Genomic DNA, 26,415 nt, shown 5'->3' on the forward strand with positions numbered 1-26,415 from the left:
ATTAATCAGCGGGCGTGGGCGGCGCAATTCGTCGAGAGCGACACTGTGCGTTTATCGAACAGGAAACGGCGAAGGCATGCTCAACGTTCCTACGGATGAGCGACTGTCGTTGGCCTCATCGCTGGCAAGCCAGCTCCCACAGGGATGACACTTAGTTTGAGATCAGTGCCGGCGATGGGGCGCAACGCGCCCCCGCCGGGCCTCAGCCAAACAGCTGATGGCACAGGTCCCTGCTGGCCGCCAGCAGGATCGGCAGGAACCGTTGCTCCAGCTCCCCACGGCTGACGCGGCCGACATGGGTGCTGACATTCAGCGCCGCCAGCACCTGGCCGGAGGCGTCATAGATTGGTACCGCAATCGATCGCAAGCCCTGCTCCAGCTCCTGGTCGACCACGCACCAGCCCTGCTCACGCACCTGCTGGATACAGGCGAACAACGAGGCCGGGTCGTGCAGGGTACGGCTGGTACGGGCCTTGAGGTCGGCGCGCTCCAGGTATTCGTGCAGGCTGGCATCGTCCAGCGCTGCCAGGAGGATGCGGCCCATCGAGGTGCAATAGGCCGGCAATCGTCCGCCGACCGAAAGGTCCACCGAGATCAGCCGTTCGACGGTGGCGGAGCGCGCTATATAAAGGATGTCATCGCCTTCCAATGTGGCCATGTTGGCCGCTTCATGGAGCTGGTCGCTGATGCGATCCAGGTAAGGCTGGGCCGACACCGCCAATGGCGTGGATGACAGGTAGGCATGACCAAGGGTCAACACTTTGGGCAACAGCGAATAGGTACGCCCGTCAGTGGTCGCGTAACCCAGCTTCATCAGGGTATGCAGGCAGCGCCGCACCGCGGCCCGCGGGATCTCCGTCCGGTGGCTGATCTGGGCGATGGTCAGGTGGCGCTTGCGCTCCTGGAAGGCCTGGATCACTGCCAGGCCACGGGCCAGGGAGGTCATGAAGTCGGGGTCGCCGGTGAACGCCTGGATACGCTTGGCCGCCGATGCCACGATCGGCGGGGCCAGGGTGGGGCTGCTACTGCGTGCGGACTCGTTGGCTGACTGGCCGCTGGTTTCTTCGCTCATGGACATGCCTCAAAAAAATCGCTACCTCGTGCGATTATCGAACGAACGGCCGATAATCGCAATTGACCGCTGACACTTTTGCTTATACCTTTCCCCTGCCACATGTGGCTTCTTTGGAGAGACTGGTCAGGTACCCACCGTAGAAGTCCCAGGCAACGGCCTCGCCCCTCAGCGAGGCCGTTTTCATTTCTGACAGTGGCCGGCGAACTTTGCTGGCACATCGGCTTGAACCTTTTGAATGCCTGCACGACAAAGGGCTTATAGGCTGCACAACAAACTTCAGGTCTATTGTCAGTTGCAGGTAAAGAACGATAGCCTTCAACCGGGCGATTGCTATAATTGCCGGTGTTGATTGCAAGCACCGTTTAACGGATCCAATCGACGCACTTTCGTTGCCTTTAGACTGCCAGTCCCTGCCTTTGCAGTGGCTCGCCGTGTGCTGCACCGCAGCTTGCCAACTCATACATTGCCATTTCGCTGCAATGAATTGTTCGGCTTGCCGACATATCCGCATTCTGCGTGTGTATTTAAAGGCTGACGCCCAACTTCAACCTAATCAGGTATTACTGTGACGAAAGAAGAACTGCGCGCGGAACTCGAGCGCCAGGCTGAACGTTACAAGGATGTTTACGGTGGTGAAGTCACCACCTATGCCGCGCAACCCGATCCGGAACGCAAGCCCTGGCGTAAACGTGCCAGCGTTCTCGACCAGGCGTTCGCCCAGGAAATCGAGAAGATCGAAAAGGAACTGCGCAGCGACGACAACTGAAGCCGATCAATGCCAATGCGCTATCACCCAGGAAGGGTCTGAGGCCAGGCGGATGAGCAAAAACCTGTGATATGAAATGGAATCACACAAATTTCATACAGTCGTTTTAATTGCGCAAGCCCAGTAAAAATCACCTCAAATAGCTGATTTTTCTGAATTTTATCGTTTTTTTACGGCGTTTTTTTGCGATTACCCGGCACCTGGCTGCTTGTGCCATGTCGGCATTTGCCTGCCATCGGTCAGCCGCAGGTGCATCGATTGCCATCGTTTTCTGGCATAATCCGCCCCCCCTAAGACCGCCAGACAACCTTCATGATCGATTTATTCAGCGGACTGGATGCCTGGGTTATCGTGAGCCTGACGCTCGCTCTGACCTTCGTGCTCGCCTTCGAGTTCATCAATGGCTTTCATGACACCGCCAACGCGGTAGCCACCGTCATCTATACCAAGGCCATGCCACCGCACCTCGCCGTGTTCTTCTCTGGCGTGTTCAACTTCCTCGGCGTTCTGCTCGGTGGTGTCGGGGTGGCCTATGCCATCGTCCACCTGCTGCCGGTCGAGCTGCTGATCAATGTGAACACCGGCCACGGCCTGGCCATGGTCTTCTCGTTGCTGGCCGCCGCCATCACCTGGAACCTGGGCACCTGGTACTTCGGCATTCCGGCGTCCAGCTCGCACACCCTGATCGGCTCGATCCTCGGCGTCGGCCTGGCCAACGCCCTGCTCAGCGACATTCCGCTGGGTGACGGCGTCAACTGGCAGAAGGCCATTGATATCGCCATGTCCCTGGTGCTCTCGCCAATGGCCGGCTTTGCTGTCGCAGCCCTGGTGCTGATCGGCCTGAAATGGTGGCGCCCGCTGTCGAAGATGCACAAAACCCCTGACCAGCGCCGCAAGCTTGACGACAAGAAGCACCCGCCGTTCTGGAACCGCCTGGTGCTGGTGATCTCGGCCATGGGCGTGAGCTTCGTGCACGGCTCCAACGATGGCCAGAAAGGCATCGGCCTGATCATGCTGGTACTGATCGGTATCGTCCCGGCCAAGTTCGTCCTCGACCTGAACAGCACCACCTACCAGATCGAGCGCACCCGTGACGCCACCTTGCACCTGAGCCAGTTCTACCAGCGCAACGCCGCCACCCTGGGCGAGTTCCTGGCGCTGGGCAAGGCGCAGGCAAGCGACCTGCCGGAGCAGTTCAGCTGCAATCCACAGCAGACCGAGCCGACCATCGCCGCGCTGCAATCGTCGCTCGCCGGTGTGACCGACTATCGCGCCCTGAGCGCCGAGAAGCGCGTCGAAGTGCGCCGCTACCTGCTGTGCCTGGACGATACGGCGAAGAAGGTCGGCAAGCTGCCAGGCCTGGAGCCTCGTGAAAAGGCTGACCTGGATAAACTGCGCAAGGACCTGACCGCCACCACCGAATACGCCCCGTTCTGGGTGATCGTCGCCGTCGCCCTGGCCTTGGGCCTGGGCACCATGGTCGGCTGGAAACGCGTGGTACTGACCGTCGGCGAGAAGATCGGCAAGCAGGGCATGACCTATGCCCAGGGCATGTCGGCCCAGATCACCGCGGCCTGCGCCATCGGCATGGCCAACGTGTTCAGCCTGCCGGTGTCCACCACCCACGTACTGTCGTCCGGCGTGGCCGGTACCATGGTTGCCAACAAAAGCGGCCTGCAAGGCGGCACCGTGAAAACCATCCTGCTGGCCTGGGTGCTCACCCTGCCGGCGTCGATGGGCCTGGCGGCCGGCCTGTTCTGGCTGGCCACCAAGGCCATTAGCTGAGTGCTGATGCCGTACTGAAAAAGGCGCCCCTTGCAGGGCGCCTTTTTCGTGGGAGCGGCGGTGCGTCGATGCGACTTGCCCCGCGTTTGGCCCAATAAGGTTTAACGTTTCTTCCCACCCAGCAGTGATCCCATCAACCCCCGCACCAACTGGCGCCCCAACTGATTGGCCGCCTGGCGCACCGCCGACTTGATCGCCTGCCCCGCCGCGCTCTGCAGGAACTCGCCGGCCTTGTCGGCGAAGCTGTCTTCCCCGGCCTTGGCCTGGGGAACCGGCTCCACCGGCGCGCCCTTGCGCTGCGTGAGCATTTCATAGGCCGACTCCCGGTCGATCGGCTTGTCATAACGCCCTGCCAACGGCGACGCCGCGATCAGCGCACTGCGCTCAGCCGCGCTCAAGGGTCCGATCCGCGACTGTGGTGGCGCGATCAACACCCGCTGAACCATGGCTGGCGTGCCCTTCTCTTCCAGAGTGCCGACCAGGGCTTCGCCGATACCGAGCTCAGTGAGCACCGCCAAGCTGTCGAACGCCGGGTTCGGCCGGAAACCATCAGCCACTGCACGCAATGATTTCTGCTCCTTGGCGGTGAAGGCGCGCAGGCCATGCTGGATGCGCAAGCCCAACTGGGCCAACACCGCATCCGGCAGATCCCCCGGCGACTGAGTGACGAAATACACCCCCACGCCCTTGGAGCGGATCAGCCGCACCACTTGCTCCAGGCGATCCTGCAACGCTTTGGGCGTGCTGTTGAACAGCAGGTGCGCCTCATCGAAGAACAACGCCAGCACAGGTTTGTCGGCATCGCCGCGCTCCGGTAGCTGCTCGAACAGTTCTGCCAGCAGCCACAGCAGGAACGTCGCATAGACCTTGGGGGCATCGTGTACCAGGCGGCTGGCATCGAGCAGGTGGATGCGGCCGCGCCCGTCGCCCTCGGGGCGCAGCAGGTCTTCGAGCTGCAGCGCCGGTTCGCCGAACAGCGCCTCGGCCCCTTGTTGCTCCAGGGTCGCCAGCCGGCGCAAGAGCGCCTGCGTGGATGCACTGGTCATCAACGCGCTGTCCTCGCCCAGCAATTGCGGGTTGTCCTTGAGGTGCGCGAGCAGGGCCTTGAGGTCCTTCAGATCGAGCAGCAGCAGGCCCTCACGGTCAGCCACCTTGAACGCCGCATACAAGGCAGCCTGCTGGCTGTCGGTAAGCTCCAGCAGGTTGCCCAACAGCAGCGGCCCCATTTCACTCATCGTGGTGCGCAGGGGATGCCCCGATTGCCCCGCGACATCCCACAGGCTTACCGGGTAGCCCCGGGGCGTGTGGTTCAGCCACGGCATGCCGGCGATCCGCTCGGCCACCTTGCCCTGCGGCGCGCCCGCGGCACCGAGGCCACACAGGTCGCCCTTCACATCCGCCGCGAATACCGCCACCCCGGCGTCACTGAACAGCTCGGCGAGGTGCTGCAGGGTAACCGTCTTGCCGGTGCCCGTGGCTCCGGCCACCAGGCCATGCCGGTTGGCCAGGCGCATGGCCTGGGATACCGGCTGACCATCCGGCCCCGCTCCTACAACCATTCGTAAGGAATCTCCCATCTTCTTTCATCCCCTGCTCAAGTTCTGCCGCGTGACAGCCGATATTTCAAAATGATTCCAACCAGAAAGACAGTAACAACCCGAAAAGGACCCACGGGAATTGTTGCACTGTTTTCCAGCCGTGCTTTGTGCGAACGACCCGATAAAAAACCTTAGCGGACACGATCACGTTATGAATAAAAGCCTTCGTTTCAGCCACAAGATTCTTCTGGCGGCATCACTGATCGTGATCCTCGCCTTCAGTCTGTTCACCCTGTACAACGACTACCTCCAGCGTAACGCCATTCGCGAAGACCTGGAGAACTACCTGGCCGAGATGGGCGAGTCCACCTCCACCAACATCCGCAACCTGTTCGAAGGGCGCATCAAGCTGGTCGACAACGTTGCCCAGAACCTCGCCCAATACCCGCAGAACACCGGCACCCTGCTGGGCCAGAACGCCCTTACCTCAAGCTTCCTGACCATCTACCTGGGCCAGCCCGACGGCACCTTCACCGTGCGCCCGGACACCAAGATGCCTGACGGCTACGACCCGCGCGTGCGCCCCTGGTACAAGGACGGCCTGAACGCCAGCGGCCCTATCCTCACCGAGCCCTACATCGACATGGCCACCAACAAGATGGTCATCTCGATCATCAGCACCGCCTCGCGCTCGGTCGGCGTGGTCGGCGGCGACCTGGCCCTCGACGGCCTGGTGGAGATCATCAACTCGCTGAACTTCGGCGGCATGGGCTACGCCTTCCTGGTCAATGACCAGGGCAAGATCCTGATTCACCCGGACAAGAACCTGGTGATGAAGTCGCTGTCGGACCTGTTCCCGCAGAACACCCCCCGCCTGTCCGGCGACCTGACCGAAGTCACCCTCAACGGCGAAACCCGCCTGCTGACCTTCGCCCCGGTCAAAGGCCTGCCGTCGGCCAACTGGTACATCGGCCTGTCGGTGGACAAGGACAAGGCCTTCTCGATGCTCAGCACCTTCCGCACCTCGGCGGTGATCGCCACAGTGGTGGCGGTGGTGATAATCATCGCCCTGCTCGGGCTGCTGATCCGCGTGCTGATGCAGCCGCTGCACACCATGACCCGGGCCATGTCGAACATCGCCGAAGGCGAAGGCGACCTGACCCGCCGCCTGGAAATCCACAACCACGACGAATTCGGCACCCTCGGCACCGCCTTCAACCGCTTCGTCGAGCGCATCCACGGCTCGATCCGCGAGGTGTCCTCGGCGACTGAACAGGTCAACGAAGTGGCGCTGCGGGTGATCAGCGCCTCGAACTCGTCGATGGCCAACTCCGACGAGCAGTCCAACCGCACCAACAGCGTCGCCGCCGCCATCAACCAGCTCGGCGCCGCCGCTCAGGAGATCGCCGGCAATGCAGCCCAGGCCTCGCAACATGCCAGCTCCGCGCGGCTGCTGGCCGAGGAAGGCCAGCAGGTGGTGCAGCGCAACATCGATGCGATGAACCGCCTCTCGGACCTGATCGTCACCTCCAGCGAGCATATCGAGACGCTGAACAACAAGACCGTGAACATCGGCCAGATCCTCGAGGTGATCACCAGCATTTCCCAGCAGACCAACCTGCTCGCCCTCAACGCCGCAATCGAGGCGGCCCGCGCTGGCGAGGCCGGCCGTGGCTTCGCCGTGGTCGCCGACGAGGTGCGCAACCTGGCGCACCGCACCCAGGAATCGGCGCAACAGGTGCAGACCATGATCGAGGAGCTGCAGGTCGGCGCCCGCGAGTCGGTCGACACCATGGGCCAGAGCCAGCGCCACAGCCAGGACAGCATGGACATCGCCAACCAGGCCGGTGAGCGCCTGGGCAGCGTCACCCAGCGCATCGGCGAGATCGACGGCATGAACCAGTCGGTGGCCACCGCCACCGAAGAACAGACTGCCGTGGTCGACTCGATCAACATGGACATCAACGAGATCAACATGCTCAACCAGGAAGGCGTCGAGAACCTGCAGGCCACCCTGCGTGCCTGTTCGGACCTGGAGCAGCAGGCCGGTCGCCTCAAGCATCTGGTCGGCAGCTTCCGCATCTGACCCCCACCCGCTCCCACCTCTGCGTGGGAGCGGGCCCCGCCAAACCCTGATCGAACAAACTATCCTTCAACAAGGTCAACCCTAAGGCGCGTCATCGCCGGTCCATTACCGCCTGATGACACACCCGAGGACGATCCCGGAGGGATGCTGATCGTGCACATCGCCGACATCACCATGTTCTATGCCCCGGCCAGCGGCGGCGTACGAACCTATCTTGATGCCAAACACCGCCGCCTCGACGCCATGCCCGGCGTTCGCCACAGCCTGCTGATCCCCGGCGCCAGCGCCAGCCAGGTCAACGGCGTCTATCATGTTCCCGCGCCGCCACTGCCCTTCGGCAACGGCTACCGTTTCCCGGTACGCCTGGCCCCCTGGTGCAAGGAACTGCGCCGCCTGCAACCCGACCTGATCGAGGTCGGCGACCCCTATCTCACCGCCTGGGCGGCTCTGGAAGCGCGGCGCAAGCTCGATGTGCCGGTGATCGGCTTCTATCACTCCGATCTGCCGCTGCTGGTGAGCAACCGCATGGGCAATTGGTTCACCCCCAATGTCGAGGCCTATGTCAGCAAGCTCTACGGGCACTTCGACCGGGTACTGGCGCCCAGCCAGGTGATGGCCGACAAGCTGCGCAGGCTGGGGGTCGAGAATGTGCACGTGCAACGCCTGGGCGTGGACCTGGTGCAATTTCACCCCGACAAGCGCGACCCAGGCCTGCGTCGCGAACTGGGCATCGCCGATACCAGCCGACTGCTGGTATTCGCCGGCCGCGGCTCGCGGGAGAAGAACCTGCCGGTACTGCTCGATTGCATGCAGGCACTCGGACAGCCCTATCACCTGCTTCTGATCGGATCGAACATGCCGATCGGCGTACCGGACAATGTCAGCGTGATCGACCACTTCTGCCCACCCGAGGAGGTCGCCAGGCTACTGGCCAGCGCCGACCTGCTGGTGCATGCCGGCGACCAGGAAACCTTCGGTCTGGTCATTCTCGAGGCGATGGCCAGTGCCACGCCCGTGGTGGCCGTGCACGCTGGCGCCTTCGGCGAAATCGTCAACGAGCAATACGGTCGCCTGTGCCCACCTAACGATGGCCGCGCCATGGCCGCCGCCGTGCGCGAAGTCTTCGATCACGGTGTACGCCAGCTTGGCAGCCAGGCACGTCGCCACGTGGAACGCCATTACAGCTGGGACAACGTGGTCAGTGGCCTGCTCCAGCATTACCAGGCGGTGCTGGGTCACGCGTTGCCGGTGCGCGCTCATGGCTGAGCCCGCCGCCACCCGACGCAGCCTGATGCTGGTGCTGCACGATGTCGCGCCGGAGACCTGGCCGGACTACCAACCCTTCGTCCAGGCGATCGACGACATAGGTGGCGTGCCCATGACCTGGCTGGTGGTGCCGGACTTTCACCACCGCAATCCACTCACGCGTTCGCCCACCTTCTGCCGCCTGCTCGAACGGCGCCTGGCCCGTGGCGACGAACTGGCCCTGCACGGCTACTACCATGCCGATGACGGTCCCCCGCCACGCGGGCCGGGCGAGTATTTCATGCGCCGCATCTACACCCACGAAGGCGAGTTCCACGGCCTGGACCAGGCCAGCGCGCTGCAGCGTCTGCATGCCGGGCTGGCGTTGTTCGGGCAACAGGGCTGGCCAGTGGCGGGTTTCGTCGCCCCCGCCTGGCTGATGAGCGATGGCACGCGCCAGGCGCTGCGCCAGCTGCCGCTACGGTACACCAGCACACCACGGCACCTGTACCGGCTGCCGGACTTCACTGCCTTCGATGCCCCTGGGCTGGTGTGGAGCGCTCGCAGCGCATTGCGCCGCGGGCTGTCGAGAGTGGTCAGCGACTGGCAGTTCCGGCGCTGGCGTGAGGCCGACACCCTGCGCCTGGGCCTGCATCCGGTGGACATGCGCCACGCCAGCGCGCGCAACTACTGGCTCGAGACCCTGCGGCAACTGCTGGCGCAAGGCCGCGAGCCACTGACCAAGTCGGCCTGGCTGGAGCGCCAGGCAGCGCCATGAATCGACTGGGCTGGCTGGGCCTGGCATTGCTGCTGGCAGTGTCGGTGCCCGCACTGCTTGGCGGCCGCGATTTGCTCCCACGCCTGCAATCCTTCGCCCCCGGCCTGATGGCGCTGCTGCTGGGCATGATCCTGCTGTGCTGGACGCTCAATGCCCTGCGCCTGCGCTTGCTGCTCGGCGACCAGGGCGCCCGCGTGGGCCGTATCCGCAGCCTGGGAGTGGTCATGGCCACCGAGTTCGCCATCTGTACCACCCCAGGCGGCACGGGCGGCCCGCTGACGCTGATGACCCTGCTGGCACGCGAGCGTATCGCGCCTTCGCGCAGCGGCGCGGTGTTCGCCATGGATCAATTGAACGACCTGCTGTTCTTCTTCTGCGCCATGCTGGCGATCGCCGGGTACGCCTTGTTCCACAGGCTCGGCCATAGCCAGGCGCAGATGTTGCTGGGCAGCGCCTTGCTGTTGTGCACCGCGCTGGCGGGAATCTTCCTGCTGCTACGTTATCGACGCGGGGTAATGCGCGGCAATGGCCGGCTGCTGCGGCACCTGGGCATGTCACCGGCACGGCGGCGGCGCTGGGCACGCAAAGTGCTGCGCTTCGTCCATGCCCTGGCCGATACCTGGCGCATGCCACGGCGTACATTGGCGCTGGTGTTCATCCTGACCTGCGCGCACTGGTGCCTGCGCTACAGCGTGCTGTACCTGGTGCTGCGCGGGTTGGGCGTCGACCTGGCGTGGATTCCGAGCTTCCTGGTGCAGATGCTGTCGCTCAGTGCGGCGCAGTTCAGCCTGCTGCCAGGCGGCGCGGGGGCGGCGGAGCTGACCTCGGCGGCCCTGCTGTCACCGCTGGTGGGGAGTTCGACGGCAGCCGCGGCGATCCTCATATGGCGCGCGGTTACCTACTACTTCTACCTGCTGGCCGGGGGGCCGGTGTTCCTTTGTCTGCTGGCGCGTCCATTGCTGGAACGTCGCCGTCGACAGACGGGTTGAGCCGCCTCCAGAGTTCGGCGGCACCCGCAAACTCGGTGCCGTCCTCATCGCTCAACGCATCGGGGTCGAAACGGGCCAGGCAGCCCTCGCCCAAGGTCGGTGGCGCCGAAGCGCCGGCCTTGTCACGTGGATCCGCCATATGCCGACCCTCGACTCAGTTGAACACCACGGTCTTGTTGCCATGCACCAGGACGCGGTCTTCGAGGTGATAGCGCAGGCCACGGGCCAGGACCATCTTCTCCACGTCACGACCGAAGCGGACCATGTCCTCGATGCTGTCGGCATGGCTGACACGCACCACGTCCTGCTCGATGATGGGGCCGGCGTCGAGCTCCTCGGTCACGTAGTGGCAGGTCGCGCCGATCAGTTTCACGCCACGCAGCGCCGCCTGGTGGTAAGGCTTGGCGCCCACGAACGACGGCAGGAAGCTGTGGTGGATGTTGATGACCTTTTCCGCGTATGCCTGGCACAGCTGCGGCGGCAGGATCTGCATGTAGCGCGCCAGCACCACGGCATCGGCGCCGCACTCCTCGACCAGACGCGAGACTTCGGCAAACGCCGGCTGCTTGTCCTTCGGATCGACCGGCACATGGTGGAACGGAATACCGTGCCATTCGACCATGCTGCGCAGGTCGTTGTGGTTGGAGATCACGCATGGGATCTCGCAGTCCAGCTCGTCGGTGTGCCAACGGTGCAGCAGGTCTGCCAGGCAGTGCGACTCGCGGCTGGCCATCAACACCACGCGCTTCTTCTGTGCCGAATCGGTGATCCGCCAGGTCATGGAGAACTCTTCGGCGATCGGCGCGAAGGCCTCGCGGAAAGCCTCGATACCGAACGGCAGGGACTCGGCACGGATCTCATGACGCATGAAGAACCAACCGCTCTGCTCGTCGGAATGATGGCTGGCTTCGTTGATCCAGCCATTGTAGAGGGCCAGGAAATTACTGACTTTCGCCACGATGCCGACGCGGTCGGGGCAGGCAATCACCAGTCGATAGGTGCGCATGAGAGAGACTCCAGAACTTCGCAAAGGCGCATATTCTAGCGGCCTGCCGGGGAAAACGCAGTAATCATCTTTACCAGACCCCCTTGCCTGGAGGGCTTGATCGCACAGGGCCATTCCCTTTTTCTCAAGGGGGTAATCGGCATTGCCCCAGGAAATTTGTAAATTTTTCTTAACCTAATGACCGTGAAGTCATGCCCTACAATTAATTGAGTCTTCAATTTTAAATTGTTTACTTGAGAGTATCGTCTGTCTATTATTGCCCCACTGTCTCTCTCTCTGAACATGTACTAAGGAACACACCATGTCCCTGATCAACGAGTACCGCGCCACCGAAGAAGCTATCAAGGAACTTCAGGCCCGTCTGGCCAACCTGTCGCAAGACGGCAAACTGCAAAAAGAGCTGGAGTTCGAAAAGAAGCTGCGCGAGCTGATGGCCGAAAACGGCAAGTCGCTGCGTGACGTGATCGCCCTGCTCGATCCGGAAAGCAAACTGAGCAAAGCACCGCGCGGTGCAGTGAAGACCACCGGCACCAAGCGTGCACGCAAGGTCAAGCAATACAAGAACCCGCACAACGGCGAGGTTATTGAAACCAAGGGTGGCAACCACAAAACCCTGAAAGAGTGGAAAGCCAAGTGGGGCGGCGACGTCGTCGAAAGCTGGGCAACCCTGCTGGACTGATACCCTTAACGGGCGTATTGGTTTCAACATGAAAACGCCGGCACTTGCCGGCGTTTTTGTTTATCTGCACATTTCAAAGCTGGTATTGCACTTTCAGTTGTCGGATATGGCCCTGCCAGGCTTCCAGTACCTGGCGCCCTGCCTCGCTGGCGTCTGCCAGGCTGGCTTGGCATGCCTGCTCGAAATTGGCCAGGGTGTTCGGCGCACCAAAGGTAGGGTCTGTAAGACGTTGCTGACAGAATGCATGCCAACGTGCGCGCTCTTGTTCATCAAGGGTGTCGGAAAAGTTTCGCGCCCGATAGCGGAACAACAATTCCGGCATGCGCGGATCATCGAACATCCACTGCCCCTTGGCCAATTGCGCCGGATCGGAACAGCGCACTTGCTCGCTCAGGCGTTTGTCCCGCTCACCGAGGAAACCGTCATACAACTGTTGTTCCGGGTCTTCGCTGGCTGCAAAGCCCTCTTCCTGATAGATGATGTCCAGCTTGTCTCGCCAAACAGTTTGCTGGTTGGCCAACTGCTCCGCCTGTGCCTGCAGCACCGGCAACTCGAGCCCCAACCGTTGTTGATCGGCTGGGCGCAGTACCGATAGCGGCGCCAGCACCGGGCAGCGATTGATATGCACCAACTTCAGCGGCACCGGTAGTTCGCCCTGGGCCATCTCTTCATGCCGCGTGTACAAACGCTGACGCAATGCTTGCGCACTCTCCTGGAGCAGAGGCGAATTATCCTGTTGCAAGTCGCAGACTATCAGCGCGTTGCGATTACGCGGGTGCCAGGCCAATGGTAACACCACACCGATATAGTTGCGCTGGGCCGAGAAACGTCCGGATACATGTACCAGAGGCTGCAATAGACGGATCTGCTCCATGACCTTGTGCTTGCTGCGCAACTGGAACAACCAGTCATACAACCTGGGCTGCCGGTCACGAATCAACCGGGCCAGGGCAATGGTCGCCCGCACGTCGGAAAGCGCTTCGTGGGCATGGCCATGGTCGATGCCATTGGCCTTGCTCAACAGCTCCAGGCGCAAGCTGGTGCGCCCCTCCTGCTGTGGCCAGACGATGCCCTCCGGGCGCAGCGCATAGGCCGTACGCACCACATCAATCAAGTCCCAGCGGCTGTTGCCACCCTGCCATTCACGGGCATAGGGGTCGAAGAAGTTGCGGTAGAGGCTGTAACGGGTGACCTCATCGTCGAAGCGCAACGTGTTGTAGCCGGCGCCACAAGTGCCGGGCCGGGCCAACTGCTCATGGATCCGTGTCATGAATTCGGCCTCGCACAGCCCCTGGCTGGCCAGCTGCTGCGGAGTGATGCCGGTCACCAGGCAGGCCGCCGGGTGCGGAAGGATATCGTCGGAGGGGCGGCAATAGAGGCTGATAGGCGCCTCGATCTCGTTGAGGTCGAGGTCGGTGCGCACGCCGGCCACCTGCAGCGGGCGGTCGCAGCGTGGATTGATGCCGGTGGTTTCGTAGTCGTGCCAGAAGATGCTGGAGCTCACGGGGTCTTCCTGTAACAAGGTCGACCAGAGTCTAACGGCACGCGTGAGGGCTGGGCCAGCCTCACGCAGAGGCGTTCATGGGCCGGAAGCTGAAGAAATCGCGCAGCGAGCGAACAAAGCCGTCGTATTCCTGCGGCGCCTGCAACAGCATGAAACCGGCATCGAAATGCCCGGGCGTCTCATCTTCGCGGCACCACAGGCAACTGGCGGTCAGGTTGATGAACTGCAGGCCACCGCCGGCAAGGGGTACACGCAGTTGCAGCTCGAAGTCCGGCCCCACCAGCACCGGCAACTGGCTGATCAGCATCAGGCCGTCTTCGGAAGCGTTGCCCAGGTAGCCGATCTGCTGGTCGGTGCAGCGGTTGAAGACCTTGAGCACGCAAGGCAGTTGATGACGTTCTATATGTCGCTCGATAAACATGATCGAAGTGAAGTCCTGTACCTGGAGCCAGGAAGACAAGGTACTGGCGATGATCGTTACAACTCTCCAACAGATTAGCCCAGTCCGACGGACGGACTACATGAAATCATCGACACCTTGGGATTAACGCCAAGGTGTAGTGTTCACCGGGCTGGCCACCGCCGCTTCGCTGCCGCGCAGGTGGCCGAGCTTCTCCAGTGTCTGCAGGCGTGCCTGGGCGCGGTAGGCGTATTCGTTGCGCGGGTACTGCTGGATCAGGTACTGGTAGGTCTGCGCCGCGTCGACGTAGAGCTTCTGGCGCTCCAGGCACTGGCCACGCAGCAGCGACACTTCCGGGTGGATGAACGGCCGGGCACGGCTGGTGCGGTCGACCTGCGACAGCTCCAGCATCACCTTGGCGCAGTCGCCACGGTCATAGGCGCGATAGGCATTGTTCAGGTGGTGGTCCATGGACCAGCGGGTGCAGCCGACGACACTGGCCGCCATGGTCAAAACGATCAGGGTGCGCATGGGAACTCTCCTTTGATGGGCACTGTATCGGCCTTTCACGACAAATCTTCACAGGCTTTTGCAAGCATACCGCGACCGTTCAAACGCCACCCTCGCGACCGTACAGGTAGTGCAACGGAACAATGACTACAGCGCAATTGAGGAGTAGCCTTTCGCTGCGCTTCACTATAGGAGTCTGTGCATGACCATCCGCCGTACCAAAATCGTCGCCACCCTTGGCCCCGCCAGCAATTCGCCGGAAGTGATCGAACAGCTGATCCTCGCCGGCCTGGACGTGGCACGCCTGAACTTCTCCCACGGCACCCCGGACGAGCACAAGGCCCGCGCCCGCCTGATCCGTGACATCGCCGCCAAGAACGGCCGCCATGTCGCGCTGCTGGGCGACCTGCAGGGTCCGAAGATCCGCATCGCCAAATTCGCCAACAAGCGCATCGAACTGAAAGTCGGTGACAAGTTCACCTTCTCCACCGCTCACCCGCTGACCGAAGGCAACCAGGATATCGTCGGCATCGACTACCCCGACCTGGTCAAGGACTGCGGCGTCGGTGACGAACTGCTGCTCGACGACGGCCGCGTGGTCATGCGCGTCGAAACGGCCACCGCAGACGCCCTGCACTGCGTGGTGATCATCGGCGGCCCGCTGTCGGACCACAAAGGCATCAACCGCAAAGGTGGCGGCCTGACCGCACCGGCCCTGACCGAGAAGGACAAGGCCGACATCAAGCTGGCCGCGGAAATGGACCTGGACTACCTGGCCGTGTCGTTCCCGCGCGACGCCAGCGACATGGAATACGCCCGCAAGCTGCGTGACGAAGCCGGCGGCAGCGCCTGGCTGGTGGCCAAGATCGAACGCGCCGAAGCAGTGGCCGACGACGAGACCCTCGACCAGCTGATTCTCGCCTCCGACGCTGTCATGGTGGCCCGTGGCGACCTGGGCGTTGAAATCGGCGACGCCGAACTGATCGCGATCCAGAAGAAGATCATCCAGCACGCCCGCCGCAACAACAAGGCGGTGATCGTGGCGACCCAGATGATGGAGTCGATGATCCAGAACCCGATGCCGACCCGCGCCGAAGTGTCCGACGTGGCCAACGCCGTGCTCGACAACACCGACGCGGTGATGCTTTCGGCCGAGAGCGCCGCCGGCAGCTACCCGATCGAGGCGGTCCAGGCCATGGCCCGCATCTGCTCGGGCGCCGAGAAGCACCCGACCAGCCAGAAGTCCAGCCACCGCCTGCACACCACCTTCGAACGCTGCGACGAGAGCATCGCCCTGGCGGCCATGTACACCGCCAACCACTTCCCCGGCGTCAAGGCGATCATCGCCCTCACCGAAAGTGGCTACACCCCGCTGATCATGTCGCGCCTGCGTTCGCACGTGCCGATCTTCGCCCTGTCGCCGCACCGCGCCACCCAGGCCCGTGCCAACATGTTCCGCGGCGTCTACCCGATCGCCTTCGACCCGGCTTCGCTGCCGGCCGACAAGGTCAGTCAGGCGGCGGTCGACGAGCTGCTCAAGCGCGGCCTGGTGGAGCAAGGCGACTGGGTCATCTTGACCAAGGGTGACAGCTACCACACCATCGGTGGCACCAACGGCATGAAGATCCTGCATGTCGGTGATCCGCTGGTCGGCTGATCTGCCAGCAAAAGCCATCGCCGGGCAAGTCGGGTCGCCGCATCGCCGCTCCCACAGATATCGAGTGGGAGCAGCGATGCGGCGACCCGACTTGCCCCGCGATGCGTTCAGGCCTCAGGCGTGTTCGCTGAAAACATCCGCCAACACCTGATTCCGCGGTACCCCGGCAATGAACAGTCGACGGGCGAACCGCTCGACACTCCCCGGCGCCCCGCACAGCAATGCCATGGTCTGGCGCGACGCCAGGCGCAAACCGGCCAGCGCCTCATCCAACTGCTCGGCCAGCACCAACTCCACGCTCACCCCTTCCAACGCCTGCAACGCCTCCGCCAGGTAGTGCCCGGCTGGCGTGCGCGCCACATGCAGCAGCCGAATCTCGCCCTGATGCCCCTGGCGCAGCGCCTCGCGCAGGATGCCCCACAAGGGTGCCAGCCCGGTGCCCGCCGCCAGCAGCCACAAAGGCCGCGCCTGCCAGTCAGGGTCATAGTGCAGCGCCCCACCGCGCAGCTCGCCCAGCCTCAACGCATCGCCTGCGTGCAACTGCCGGGCCCTGTCGCAAAACGCGCCGGGGCGGCTGCAATCCAGGTGAAACTCCAGCGCCTCATCCTCTCCCGGCAGGCTCGCCAGCGAGTAGGGTCGGGCCACGTCGCCGCACCACAGCACCAGGTGCTGGCCAGCCTGGTAGCGCAGCGTCCGGCCTGGGCGCAGGCGCAGGCGCAGCACGTCGCCGAACCAATCCAGTGCAACCACCGTGGCCGGCAGGCCATCCTGCAGCGGATCGAACAGCGCCACCCGCAGGTCGCCGGCCACCGAGCACTGGCAGGCCAGGCGCCAGCCCTCGTCGCGCTGGGCCGCACTCAGGGCCTCGGGCCTGGCATCCACGGGCAGGCCATCGAGGCAACGCACCATGCAGGCGTGGCAGCTGCCGGCGCGGCAGCTATAGGGCACATTCAGGCCTGCCTCGTTGAGGGCATCGAGTAGATTACTGCCGCTTGGCACTGCCCATTGGCGCTCGCCCACGCAAAGTTCGGGCATTGTCAGGTTTCTCATTCGATTCAAGGTTTTCCAGGGGCGCTTTGCGCCCCATCGCCGGCAAGCCGGCTCCCACAGGGGCTGTGCGTTGCCGGCGAAACGCTCCCGATACAACAGCATCGCATGTCATCAGCAAAAAGGATGCCCCTTCCCTGCCGACCTTGGTCCAGACCACGTGCAGGTGTTTCCGCAGGCGGGGCACGGTATACTGCCGCGCCTTTTTGTGCCGGCCCGACCAGCCGGCGCCTTGCCAGGCGTTCCTGACATACAGGTGTGCACTGTCGGAATGCCTTTTCGAATGTTCCCGTCTTTAAGAGGAGCGCGCTGCATGACCGTGATCAAGCAAGACGACCTGATTCAGAGCGTCGCCGACGCCCTGCAATTCATCTCGTACTACCACCCCGTCGACTTCATCCAGGCGATGCACGAGGCCTACCTGCGTGAAGAGTCGCCTGCCGCGCGTGACTCGATCGCCCAGATCCTGATCAACTCGCGCATGTGCGCCACCGGCCACCGCCCGATCTGCCAGGACACCGGCATCGTCACCGTGTTCATCCGCGTCGGCATGGACGTGCGCTGGGACGGCGCCACCCTGAGCGTCGACGACATGATCAACGAAGGTGTGCGCCGCGCCTACAACCTGCCCGAGAACGTCCTGCGCGCCTCGATCCTGGCCGACCCGGCCGGTGCCCGCAAGAACACCAAGGACAACACCCCAGCCGTCATCCACTACTCAATCGTCCCAGGCGACAAGGTCGAGGTGGATGTCGCGGCCAAGGGCGGTGGTTCGGAAAACAAGTCGAAGATGGCCATGCTCAACCCGTCCGACTCGATCGTCGACTGGGTGCTCAAGACCGTCCCGACCATGGGCGCTGGCTGGTGCCCGCCTGGCATGCTCGGCATCGGCATCGGCGGCACCGCCGAGAAGGCCGCGGTGATGGCCAAGGAAGTGTTGATGGAATCCATCGACATCCATGAGCTGAAAGCCCGTGGCCCGCAGAACCGCCTCGAAGAGATCCGCCTGGAGCTGTTCGACAAGGTCAACCAGCTGGGCATCGGCGCCCAAGGCCTGGGCGGCCTGACCACCGTGCTCGACGTCAAGATCATGGACTACCCGACCCACGCGGCCTCCTTGCCGGTGTGCATGATCCCCAACTGCGCCGCCACCCGTCACGCCCACTTCGTGCTCGACGGCTCCGGCCCGGCCGAGCTGGAAGCGCCGTCGCTGGACGCCTACCCGGAAATCGTCTGGGAAGCCGGCCCAAGCGCTCGCCGCGTGAACCTCGACGCGATCACCCCGGAAGAAGTCGCCAGCTGGCAGCCGGGCGAGACCATCCTGCTCAACGGCAAGATGCTCACCGGCCGCGACGCCGCGCACAAGCGCATGGTCGAGATGCTCAACCGTGGCGAAGAGCTGCCGGTGGACCTCAAAGGCCGCTTCATCTACTACGTCGGCCCGGTCGACCCGGTCGGTGACGAAGTAGTCGGCCCGGCCGGCCCGACCACCGCCACGCGGATGGACAAGTTCACCCGCCAGATCCTCGAGCAGACCGGCCTGCTGGGCATGATCGGCAAGTCCGAACGTGGCCCGACCGCCATCGAGGCGATCAAGGACAACAAGGCCGTGTACCTGATGGCCGTCGGCGGCGCTGCCTACCTGGTGGCCCAGGCCATCCGCAAGTCGAAGGTGCTGGCCTTCGCCGAGCTGGGTATGGAAGCGATCTACGAGTTCGAAGTGAAGGACATGCCGGTCACCGTCGCGGTGGACAGCAAGGGTGAATCGGTGCACATCACCGGCCCTGCGCTGTGGCAGAGCAAGATCGCCGAAAGCCTGGCGGTGGAAGTGAAGTAAAGCACCGCTCACTGTCAACGGAACGCCCGGCCCACGCCGGGCGTTTTCGTTTACGGCGCTCGCTTGAGCGACTCAGCAAAGATCATGCAGGCAGCGCCTTGAGCCAGAACGACATGATCTTGGCCGACTGCGCCTGCTCGTCGAGATCCCGCCAACGGTAGGCAGTACGCAACGACGGTTCATGCAGAAAGCCACGGTTGCGCCAGAAACCTTGCAATGGCTTGTAGTCCGCCGGGCGCCGCGGGTGCCCGGAGGGGCGCTCCACCGCACAAAACGCACAGGCATCGAACTCGGCCAGCTTGTGCGCATAGGACTCGCGCTCGATGAAAAAACGTACGCCCAGCCCCCGCCCACGGTAAGCCGGCAGCAGCACCGATTCACCGAAGTAATAGATCGAGGCCGGATCGCGCCCCTGGGCAAGGAAGGGTTGCTGCAACTCGGGATCGGCATCCACCAACGGCAAGCCGGTGGCGGCGCCGACCACCTGACTGCCGTCGAGTGCCAGCACCACCAGGCTGCGCCCGGATTCGGCGTAGCTGGCCAGGTAATCCGCCTGGTGGCTCAAGGAGCTGTCCAGCAGATAGGGAAACTCACGAAACAGCGTCAGGCGTAGGCACGCGAGGTCATCGATGTAAGGCGCTATGGCGGCGCCATGGAGCAAACGTATTTCCATGCGGGGCGGTCCTCCTGTCGATGGCCATGACTGAGACCCACCCTAGCATCCCCCCTGCCCTGCGGCCTTTCCCCTACGCGACAGGTATTTCTCCATGACCGCTACCGAGTGGCTGCGCGCCCGCCACGTGACCGCTCGCACAGCGTTACGTCCGTCTTATTGAATCCGCGTTCCCAACACCTTGAGAAACGCCGCCAGCCACGTCGGATGCGCGGGCCAGGCCGGCGCCGTCACCAAGTTGCCGTCCACATGCGCCTGGTCCACCGCGATATCGATGAACTGCCCACCCGCCAGACGCACTTCAGGTGCGCACGCCGGGTAGGCACTGCACTCGCGCCCTTCCAGTACCCCGGCCGCAGCCAGCAACTGCGCGCCATGACACACCGCGGCGATAGGCTTGCCCGCATGATCGAACGCCCTGACCAGTTCCAGTACCTTGTCGTTCAGGCGCAAGTATTCCGGCGCCCGCCCGCCCGGGATCAGCAAGGCGTCGTAGCTCTCGGCGCGCACCTGGACGAAGTCGTAGTTCAGGGCGAAGTTGTGTCCGGGCTTCTCGCTGTAGGTCTGCTCGCCCTCGAAGTCGTGGATCGCCGTGCGCACCGTCTGCCCGGCGATCTTCTCCGGGCACACGGCATGGACGGTATGGCCGACCATGGCCAGGGCCTGGAACGGCACCATCACTTCGTAGTCCTCTACATAGTCGCCCACCAGCATGAGAATTTTCTTCGCCGTCATCGCATCCACTCCATCGGTTGTCTGGGAACAGTTCCAGCACGATAGTCTGCTTTGCGTGACGGCGATATACGTCGCTAGTGTCCTGTCTCGGAAATAAGCTGTTCACTTTTGGCGGCGTCTTGGGCGCCCGGCCCGCGTTGCCACTTCTCGCCATAGCCCTGCTATGACTCGTCGCGGCGCCTTGGCCGAACACCCAAGCCACTCGCCAAAAGAGAACGTATTTCCGAGACAGGACACTAGTCGCGGCGATCCAGCAGATTGGCCACCAGCCGGTCCAGCCAGCCCCACAGGCGCTGTTGCACCCGACGCCACAGTGGACGAGCATGCCAGCGCGCCAGGTCGACCTCCAGGCTCTGGGCGAAATCGCGCTCGAAGCTGGCGGCGACAGCAGCACTGAGCGGCGGATCGATGGCTTCTACGTTGGCCTCGAGGTTGAAGCGCAGGTTCCAGTGATCGAAGTTGCACGAGCCAACGCTGACCCAGTCGTCCACCAGCACCATTTTCAGGTGCAGGAAGCACGGCTGGTACTCGAAGATCCGCACCCCGGCACGCAGCAGCCTTGGGTAATAGCGGTGCCCGGCATAGCGCACCGCCGGGTGGTCGGTGCGCGGGCCGGTGAGCAGCAGGCGCACGTCGATCCCTTTCTGCGCGGCACGGCGTAGCGAGCGCCGCACGCTGAAGGTCGGCAGGAAGTACGGCGTGGCCAGCCAGATGCGCCGCTGGCCGCTGTTCAGGGCGCGCACCAGCGCATGCAGGATGTCCTTGTGCTGGCGGGCGTCGGCATAGGCTACCCGGCCCATGCCCTGGCCCTGCGCCGGCACCTGGGGCAGGCGCGGCAGGCCGAAGCCCTCGGGCGGGCGCCAGGCGGTACGGCGCTGGTTGGCGTGCCACTGGCGGTCGAACAAGAGTTGCCAGTCGGTGACGACCGGCCCCTCCATGCGCACCATCACTTCGTGCCACTCGCTGGTGTCGGCTTCGGGTGTCCAGAACTCATCGGTAACCCCGGTACCGCCGACCACCGCCCAGCGCTCGTCCACCAGCAACAGCTTGCGATGATCGCGATAGAGGTTGCGCAGGCCCCGGCGCCAGCGCAGGCGGTTGTACCAGCGCAGCTGGACACCCGCCGCCAGCAGGCGCTCACGCAAGGAGGAGGTAAAGGCCAGCGAGCCATAGTCGTCGAACAGGCAACGCACCCGCACGCCGCGCCGCGCGGCCTGCTCCAGGGCCTCGACCACCGCCTCGGCGCACGCCCCGGCCTCGACCAGGTAAAGTTCCAGGTCGACCTGGTACTCGGCACGCACGATCGCCAGGAGCATGCGCGGGAAGAACTCGGGGCCGTCGATCAGCAGTTCGAACTGGTTGCCATCCCGCCAGGGGAAGACCGGCCCCGGCATTTCAGCGGGCGGTGAAGATCAGCACCGCGCTCACCGGCACCGAGGGGTTGATCGACTTGAGCCCGGCCAGCTTGCGCAGGTTCTCCAGGCCCGGCAGCAGGCCGAACTCCGAGGCGCGCAGGATCAGCGGCTCCAGGGTCACCACCTGGAAACGCCGTTCGTCCAGACGCGTGGCCAGCAGCAGGGTGTTGTAACTGCGGGTCTGGCCGTGCAGGGTCACGCTCACCGGCAAGCGCAGCTCCAGCTGCGCGCCGTTGGCCAGGTCGTTGATCGGGCGCAGGTCGATCTGTGCCTGCACCGTGGCCTCGGGGAACTGCTCGAAGGCGAACAGGCCGTCGCGCATGCGCTCGTCACGCAGCGGGATGCCACTGCTGATCGAGTCCATCTCGATGCTGACCTCGGCCGCGCCTTTGCGGTCGACCTTGCCATGCAGCACCAGGAAACGGTTGACCTCGGCGATATTGCCATTCTTGCCGGTGACAAAGGACAGGCGCGAGGACTCGCCATCCAGGTGCCAGTTGGCATGGGCGGGCAGGCACAGGGCGAGCAGGAGGGCGGGCAGCAGACGGGACGGCTTGAACATGTGAAATCCTGTGAATCAAGGCCGTCAACCTTACCCGCACGGTTTCACGGCAGCAAGCGGCAGCCTTCGCGGTTACCCTGCCAGGCCGCCTGGTTGCGCCGGCCAAGGCCCTCGGCGGTGACCAGGCGCCGGGGGCTGTCCTCTTCCAGCAGGCCCAAGGGCAGGTACTGGCGCACATAGCCCCGGCAATAGGTCTCAGGGAAACCCATCACGAACCGGCACGAGCAGTACTCCTTCGCCGAGTAGGCCGAAAGGATACCCGGGAAGTCCACCAACGCCTGGCGCTCGTGCCATACCCAGGCAGACAGGGCCAGTAGCAGCAGGAGCACTACCCGCTTCATGCGCCCTCCCCGGCCACGGCGGCCAGCACCCGCTTGAGCAGTTCGTTGTGGCTGAAGCTGCCATCGCGGTCATCGGCGTAGCGCACGATCACCAGCTTTTGCGTGGGTAGCACATAGAGCGCCTGGCCCCAGTGGCCGAGTGCGGCGAACGTGTTGCTCGGCGCATCCGGCCACGGCACCGGCTGGCCGGGCAATGGCTGGTTGAGCCACCAGTGCCCGCCGGGGTTGGCTTCGCCCGGCACAGGCTGCGCGGCGCTGAACAAGGTGCGGTTGAACGCCACCCACTCGGCCGGCAGCAACTGTTGTTCGCGCCAGCGCCCGTCACGCTGCATGAGCAGGCCGATGCGCGCCAGATCGCGAGCACTGAGATAGAGGTACGAGGAGCCCACATAAGTGCCCGCGCCATCACGCTCCCAGACAGCGCTGTCGATCCCCAGCGGGGTGAACAGGGCTTGCCAGGGATAGTCGGCATAGCGCTCAGGCGCGAGCATGCCGCGCAGGCTGGAGGCCAGCAGGTTGCTGTCGCCGCTGGAGTAGACGAACTGTGTGCCGGGTGCACTGGCGGCGGGCCTGGCCGCAGTGTAGGCAGCCATGTCGGTGCGGCCACGGGTGTAGAGCATGGCCACCACCGACGACTTCAACGGCGCGTATTCGTAATCTTCCTGCCAGGCCAGGCCGCTGGCCCAATGCAGCAGGTCGGCCAGGCGCAACGTTGGGTGCGCCTGCAAGGCCGGGTAATAGCGGGAAGCCGGATCTTCGAGCTGGAAGCGCCTTTCGCCGTAGGCAACGCCCATAACCGTGGCCAGCACGCTCTTGCTCACCGACCAGGTCAGGTGCGCAGTGTCGGCACGGGTTGGCTCGGCGTAGCGTTCATGGAGAATGCGCCCGTCGCGGATGATCAACAACGCATCGGTGCGAATGCCGCCGCGCTCGGTATCGCTTGGTGCGAAGGCGTAGGTGTCTACGGCTTGCCAGTTGATGAGCGTGTTGTCGACCGGCCACTGCGCCGCAGGCCAGTCTTCGGCCCAGGCCGGGGCGGTGGTCATGGCCAGGGCAAGCATCACTGCCTTCATGGAGAGTCCTGCAAGGGGCTGCTTTGCAGCCCATCGCGGCTGAAGCCGCTCCTACAGAGGTTGCGCATGACCTGTAGGAGCGGCTTCAGCCGCGATGGGGCGCACAGCGGCCCAGGTTCAAAGGTACCCCCAGCCTCTCAGGCTTTCATGACAGTCCGGCGGCACTCCAGGCCTTGGCCAGGCGTTTGTCACGGGCCGCGCCGGCCAGCGCCAGCAGGCCCTGGTCGCGTTGCCACAATTGCGCCCAGTGCTCCGGCCCTGCGGCCAACGCCTGGTCGATCTCGCCTCGCAAGTCCTGGAACTGGGCAAACAGGCCACCCAGCAGCAGGTGGCAGGCCACGCTGTCCGGGCATTGCCGACTGCCCTCGGCGCACCCGGCGAGCAGGCCGATCAGCTTCAGGCGCAGGGCCTGCGGCCAGGCGCACTCCTGGGCAACGCCATGCAGCCAGGCCAACAGCGCGGCGAGCACATACAGGTCCTCGAGGGAGCGGAACGGCTTGACGTAGGCATCCCAGCCATCGCCGGCCAGCAACTCGCACGCGGCGTCCTTGAGCTGCAGGCGGCCATGGCCGACTTCAGGCATCAACGGCAGGGTCGGCAAGGCTTCGAGGCTGACCCCCGGCTCGCCCGGATAGACCACCGCCAGTTGCAAGCGCGGCGCCTCGCCCGCGCCTTCGTGGCGCGCGGCCACCAGCAGCCATTCGGCGTCCAGCCCGGCGGTGACGAAGTCCTTGTTGCCGGTCAGGCGCAGGCCGTCCAGCCGAGTGTGCATGTCCGCCGGGCGCACGCTGCGCCGCTCGGTGGCACACAACGCGCCCAGGCTGGCCGGCGCGCTGGGCCACAGCACCCGCAGCGCTGCCTGGTAGCCGAGCAAGAAGGCCAGGCCAGGCGTGGCCATGGCGCGCCCGCCCAGCACCGCCAGCTCGAACGGCATTACCGCGCCCAAGCGCTCGAGCACCGCCGCATAGGTTTCCCCCAGGGTCGCCGCCAGCGGGTGGCGCAGGGGATCGTTGAGTCGTTGCAACCAGGCCATCGCAAGCTCCTTTCAGGGGTGTCACGCAAGCATCACCAAAGATTCACGGGGGTGACACCGGGCGTACCTAGGCTGACTTTGCACAACAAAGCCGACCGGCCGCAACCCTTTGGCTGGCTTATGGAGACTCACGATGACCCGGATCGCTCGCTCTGGCGACACCAGTACTGAACGCCGTCTGCAAGCCGAACGCCTGGTCGGCGCCGCGGCCCTGCAGGAAGCACAGGCCCTGCGTTTCAAGGTGTTCAGCGCCGAATTCAAGGCCAAGCTCAAGGGCGCCGAACACGGCCTGGACATGGACGACTACGACATCCACTGCCGCCACATCGGCGTGCGCGACCTGGCCACCGGCCAGCTGGTCGCCACCACCCGCCTGCTGGATCACCAGGCCGCCAGCAGTCTCGGCCGCTTCTACAGCGAAGAGGAGTTCAGCCTGCACGGTCTGTTGCAGTTGCAGGGCCCGATCCTCGAACTGGGCCGTACCTGCGTCGACCCGGCCTACCGCAACGGCGGCACCATCGCCGTGCTCTGGAGCGAACTGGCCGAAGTGCTCAACGAGGGCCGCTACAGCTACCTGATGGGCTGCGCCAGCATCCCCATGCAGGACGGCGGCGTGCAGGCCCACGCAATCATGCAGCGCCTGCGCGACCGCTACCTGTGCACCGAGCACCTGCGTGCCGAACCGAAGAACCCGCTGCCCAGCCTGCCGCTGCCGAACAACGTCATCGCCGAGATGCCGCCGCTGCTCAAGGCCTACATGCGCCTGGGCGCGAAGATCTGCGGCGAGCCGTGCTGGGACGAGGACTTCCAGGTCGCCGACGTGTTCATCCTGCTCAAGCGCGACGACCTCTGCCCACGCTACGCCCGTCACTTCAAGGCGGCGGTCTGATGCCGCGCCTGCGGGCCGCTGCCCGCCTGCTGCGGCTGTTCCTGGTGCTGGCACTGGGGCTGGCCATGGCCAGTGTCATCGCACTGGGCGAGCGTCTTGGGCGGAATGCCTCGATAGAACAGCGCCAACGCTGGACTCGGATGTTCATGGGGCGCCTGGTCGCCGCGCTGCCCTTCGAGGTGGAGGTCAGGGGCGAGCTGCCGCAACAGCCGATGCTGTGGGTCTGCAACCATGTGTCGTGGACCGACATCCCACTGCTGGGCATGCTCACCCCGCTGTCGTTCCTGTCCAAGGCCGAGGTGCGCCACTGGCCGCTGGCCGGCTGGCTGGCCGAGAAAGCCGGTACCCTGTTCATTCGTCGCGGCGGCGGCGATGCACAGCGCCTGCGCGAGCAGATCAGCGAACAATTGGGCGAGCAACGCCCCCTGTTGATCTTCCCCGAAGGCACCACCACGGACGGTCGCAGCCTGCGTACCTTCCATGGGCGCCTGCTGGCCGGGGCGATCGACCAGGCCACGCCAGTGCAGCCGGTGGCAATCCAGTACCTGCGCGCGGGCCAGACCGATCCGATCGCGCCGTTCATTGGCGAGGACGACCTGGTTTCCCATTTGATGCGGCTGTTCGCGCAGGACCGCGGACAAGTGCTGATCCACCTGTTGCCGCCAATCGGCAGTGCAGGCAAGGAACGCGCGGTACTGGCTTTCGAAGCGCAACAGGCGGTCCATCTGGCGCTGTTCGGCGCAGAGAACGTCGAGTTGGCACCGAGGCGACAGGCTCGGGCAGCTTGAGTCC

The 26,415-nt window shown here is 64.2% G+C and carries 26 protein-coding genes and 1 pseudogene; 12 read left to right on the plus strand and 15 right to left on the minus strand.

Annotated features, from left to right (window positions below):
• Positions 1–202: 202 nt before the first annotated feature.
• Positions 203–1,072: a pca regulon transcriptional regulator PcaR gene (pcaR, locus tag CCOS191_RS21545; RefSeq protein WP_046856927.1), complete on the minus strand. Its 870-nt coding sequence runs from the start codon at positions 1,070–1,072 to the stop codon at positions 203–205.
• A gap of 568 nt (positions 1,073–1,640) precedes the next feature.
• On the opposite strand from pcaR, the gene CCOS191_RS21550 reads away from it, so the two are divergent.
• Both CCOS191_RS21550 and CCOS191_RS21555 read left to right on the plus strand, forming a co-directional pair.
• On the plus strand, positions 1,641–1,841 hold the full coding sequence (locus CCOS191_RS21550) for a hypothetical protein (protein WP_023629966.1): 201 nt from the start codon (positions 1,641–1,643) through the stop codon (positions 1,839–1,841).
• Positions 1,842–2,153: 312 nt separating this feature from the next.
• The gene (locus tag CCOS191_RS21555) at positions 2,154–3,626 is read left to right on the plus strand and encodes an inorganic phosphate transporter (RefSeq protein WP_023629967.1); all 1,473 of its coding nucleotides are present in this window, start codon (positions 2,154–2,156) and stop codon (positions 3,624–3,626) included.
• Positions 3,627–3,727: 101 nt separating this feature from the next.
• Here the strand turns inward: CCOS191_RS21555 and CCOS191_RS21560 are convergent, their stop codons facing one another.
• On the minus strand, positions 3,728–5,203 hold the full coding sequence (locus CCOS191_RS21560) for a helicase HerA-like domain-containing protein (RefSeq protein WP_046856928.1): 1,476 nt from the start codon (positions 5,201–5,203) through the stop codon (positions 3,728–3,730).
• Between the two features lie 316 nt (positions 5,204–5,519).
• Between CCOS191_RS21560 and CCOS191_RS28815 the strand changes: the two are divergent.
• From CCOS191_RS28815 to CCOS191_RS21580, 5 genes and pseudogenes are all read left to right on the plus strand, one after another.
• Positions 5,520–6,392, plus strand: a pseudogene (locus tag CCOS191_RS28815) (cache domain-containing protein); the annotation flags it as partial.
• A 93-nt stretch (positions 6,393–6,485) separates the two neighbouring features.
• The gene (locus CCOS191_RS28820; RefSeq protein ID WP_371041571.1) at positions 6,486–7,250 is read left to right on the plus strand and encodes a methyl-accepting chemotaxis protein; all 765 of its coding nucleotides are present in this window, start codon (positions 6,486–6,488) and stop codon (positions 7,248–7,250) included.
• 144 nt (positions 7,251–7,394) lie between these two features.
• On the plus strand, positions 7,395–8,516 hold the full coding sequence (locus CCOS191_RS21570) for a glycosyltransferase family 4 protein (RefSeq protein WP_046856930.1): 1,122 nt from the start codon (positions 7,395–7,397) through the stop codon (positions 8,514–8,516).
• Complete coding sequence (locus CCOS191_RS21575) at positions 8,509–9,273, plus strand: DUF2334 domain-containing protein (RefSeq protein WP_046856931.1); 765 nt, start codon at positions 8,509–8,511, stop codon at positions 9,271–9,273. The genes CCOS191_RS21570 and CCOS191_RS21575 overlap by 8 nt, the downstream gene beginning before the upstream one ends.
• Positions 9,270–10,262 (plus strand): lysylphosphatidylglycerol synthase transmembrane domain-containing protein, encoded by a 993-nt coding sequence (locus tag CCOS191_RS21580; RefSeq protein WP_046856932.1) that lies wholly within the window; start codon positions 9,270–9,272, stop codon positions 10,260–10,262. Before CCOS191_RS21575 ends, CCOS191_RS21580 begins: the two co-directional genes overlap by 4 nt.
• Here the strand turns inward: CCOS191_RS21580 and CCOS191_RS28485 are convergent.
• The gene (locus CCOS191_RS28485) at positions 10,168–10,401 is read right to left on the minus strand and encodes a hypothetical protein (RefSeq protein WP_082120475.1); all 234 of its coding nucleotides are present in this window, start codon (positions 10,399–10,401) and stop codon (positions 10,168–10,170) included. The genes CCOS191_RS21580 and CCOS191_RS28485 overlap by 95 nt on opposite strands.
• Before the next feature lie 15 nt (positions 10,402–10,416).
• Positions 10,417–11,268: a formyltetrahydrofolate deformylase gene (gene purU / locus CCOS191_RS21585; protein WP_046856933.1), complete on the minus strand. Its 852-nt coding sequence runs from the start codon at positions 11,266–11,268 to the stop codon at positions 10,417–10,419.
• A gap of 301 nt (positions 11,269–11,569) precedes the next feature.
• Between purU and mvaT the strand changes: the two genes are divergently transcribed.
• Positions 11,570–11,947, plus strand: coding sequence for a histone-like nucleoid-structuring protein MvaT (gene mvaT, locus CCOS191_RS21590; RefSeq protein WP_028690229.1), 378 nt, complete (start codon positions 11,570–11,572; stop codon positions 11,945–11,947).
• A gap of 73 nt (positions 11,948–12,020) precedes the next feature.
• Here the strand turns inward: mvaT and sbcB are convergent, their stop codons facing one another.
• From sbcB to CCOS191_RS21605, 3 genes are all read right to left on the minus strand, one after another.
• Positions 12,021–13,451: an exodeoxyribonuclease I gene (gene sbcB, locus CCOS191_RS21595; RefSeq protein ID WP_046856934.1), complete on the minus strand. Its 1,431-nt coding sequence runs from the start codon at positions 13,449–13,451 to the stop codon at positions 12,021–12,023.
• A 61-nt stretch (positions 13,452–13,512) separates the two neighbouring features.
• The gene (locus CCOS191_RS21600) at positions 13,513–13,872 is read right to left on the minus strand and encodes a PilZ domain-containing protein (protein ID WP_046856935.1); all 360 of its coding nucleotides are present in this window, start codon (positions 13,870–13,872) and stop codon (positions 13,513–13,515) included.
• Between the two features lie 123 nt (positions 13,873–13,995).
• Complete coding sequence (locus tag CCOS191_RS21605) at positions 13,996–14,382, minus strand: tetratricopeptide repeat protein (RefSeq protein ID WP_023631127.1); 387 nt, start codon at positions 14,380–14,382, stop codon at positions 13,996–13,998.
• Positions 14,383–14,563: 181 nt separating this feature from the next.
• On the opposite strand from CCOS191_RS21605, the gene pyk reads away from it, so the two are divergent.
• Positions 14,564–16,018 (plus strand): pyruvate kinase, encoded by a 1,455-nt coding sequence (pyk, locus tag CCOS191_RS21610; protein WP_023631128.1) that lies wholly within the window; start codon positions 14,564–14,566, stop codon positions 16,016–16,018.
• A gap of 114 nt (positions 16,019–16,132) precedes the next feature.
• Here the strand turns inward: pyk and CCOS191_RS21615 are convergent, their stop codons facing one another.
• On the minus strand, positions 16,133–17,053 hold the full coding sequence (locus CCOS191_RS21615) for an iron-sulfur-binding ferredoxin reductase (protein ID WP_046856936.1): 921 nt from the start codon (positions 17,051–17,053) through the stop codon (positions 16,133–16,135).
• 325 nt (positions 17,054–17,378) lie between these two features.
• Between CCOS191_RS21615 and CCOS191_RS21620 the strand changes: the two genes are divergently transcribed.
• Complete coding sequence (locus tag CCOS191_RS21620; protein WP_046856937.1) at positions 17,379–18,902, plus strand: fumarate hydratase; 1,524 nt, start codon at positions 17,379–17,381, stop codon at positions 18,900–18,902.
• An 82-nt stretch (positions 18,903–18,984) separates the two neighbouring features.
• On the opposite strand, the gene CCOS191_RS21625 is transcribed toward CCOS191_RS21620, so the two are convergent.
• From CCOS191_RS21625 to CCOS191_RS21655, 7 genes are all read right to left on the minus strand, one after another.
• Entirely contained in the window at positions 18,985–19,575 is a 591-nt protein-coding gene (locus CCOS191_RS21625) for a hypothetical protein (protein WP_046856938.1), read from the minus strand.
• A 156-nt stretch (positions 19,576–19,731) separates the two neighbouring features.
• A complete protein-coding gene (locus tag CCOS191_RS21630; RefSeq protein WP_046856939.1) occupies positions 19,732–20,310 on the minus strand; it encodes a DJ-1/PfpI family protein in 579 nt (192 codons plus the stop codon).
• A gap of 236 nt (positions 20,311–20,546) precedes the next feature.
• The gene (locus CCOS191_RS21635) at positions 20,547–21,704 is read right to left on the minus strand and encodes a phospholipase D-like domain-containing protein (RefSeq protein ID WP_046856940.1); all 1,158 of its coding nucleotides are present in this window, start codon (positions 21,702–21,704) and stop codon (positions 20,547–20,549) included.
• A 1-nt stretch (position 21,705) separates the two neighbouring features.
• Positions 21,706–22,287: a YceI family protein gene (locus CCOS191_RS21640; RefSeq protein ID WP_023632820.1), complete on the minus strand. Its 582-nt coding sequence runs from the start codon at positions 22,285–22,287 to the stop codon at positions 21,706–21,708.
• Positions 22,288–22,331: 44 nt separating this feature from the next.
• A complete protein-coding gene (locus tag CCOS191_RS21645; RefSeq protein WP_046856941.1) occupies positions 22,332–22,628 on the minus strand; it encodes a hypothetical protein in 297 nt (98 codons plus the stop codon).
• Positions 22,625–23,701 carry a serine hydrolase domain-containing protein gene (locus CCOS191_RS21650; protein ID WP_046856942.1) on the minus strand — a complete coding sequence of 359 codons (1,077 nt, stop codon included), beginning with the start codon at positions 23,699–23,701 and terminating at the stop codon, positions 22,625–22,627. The genes CCOS191_RS21645 and CCOS191_RS21650 overlap by 4 nt, the downstream gene beginning before the upstream one ends.
• A 145-nt stretch (positions 23,702–23,846) precedes the next feature.
• On the minus strand, positions 23,847–24,734 hold the full coding sequence (locus CCOS191_RS21655) for an acyl-CoA dehydrogenase (RefSeq protein WP_046856943.1): 888 nt from the start codon (positions 24,732–24,734) through the stop codon (positions 23,847–23,849).
• Positions 24,735–24,867: 133 nt separating this feature from the next.
• On the opposite strand from CCOS191_RS21655, the gene olsB reads away from it, so the two are divergent.
• Complete coding sequence (olsB, locus tag CCOS191_RS21660) at positions 24,868–25,623, plus strand: L-ornithine N(alpha)-acyltransferase (protein ID WP_046856944.1); 756 nt, start codon at positions 24,868–24,870, stop codon at positions 25,621–25,623.
• On the plus strand, positions 25,623–26,411 hold the full coding sequence (locus CCOS191_RS21665; RefSeq protein ID WP_046856945.1) for a lysophospholipid acyltransferase family protein: 789 nt from the start codon (positions 25,623–25,625) through the stop codon (positions 26,409–26,411). Before olsB ends, CCOS191_RS21665 begins: the two co-directional genes overlap by 1 nt.
• The last annotated feature ends 4 nt before the right edge of the window (positions 26,412–26,415 follow it).

The sequence above is a fragment of the Pseudomonas sp. CCOS 191 genome (assembly GCF_001007005.1).
Lineage (GTDB): Bacteria > Pseudomonadota > Gammaproteobacteria > Pseudomonadales > Pseudomonadaceae > Aquipseudomonas > Aquipseudomonas soli.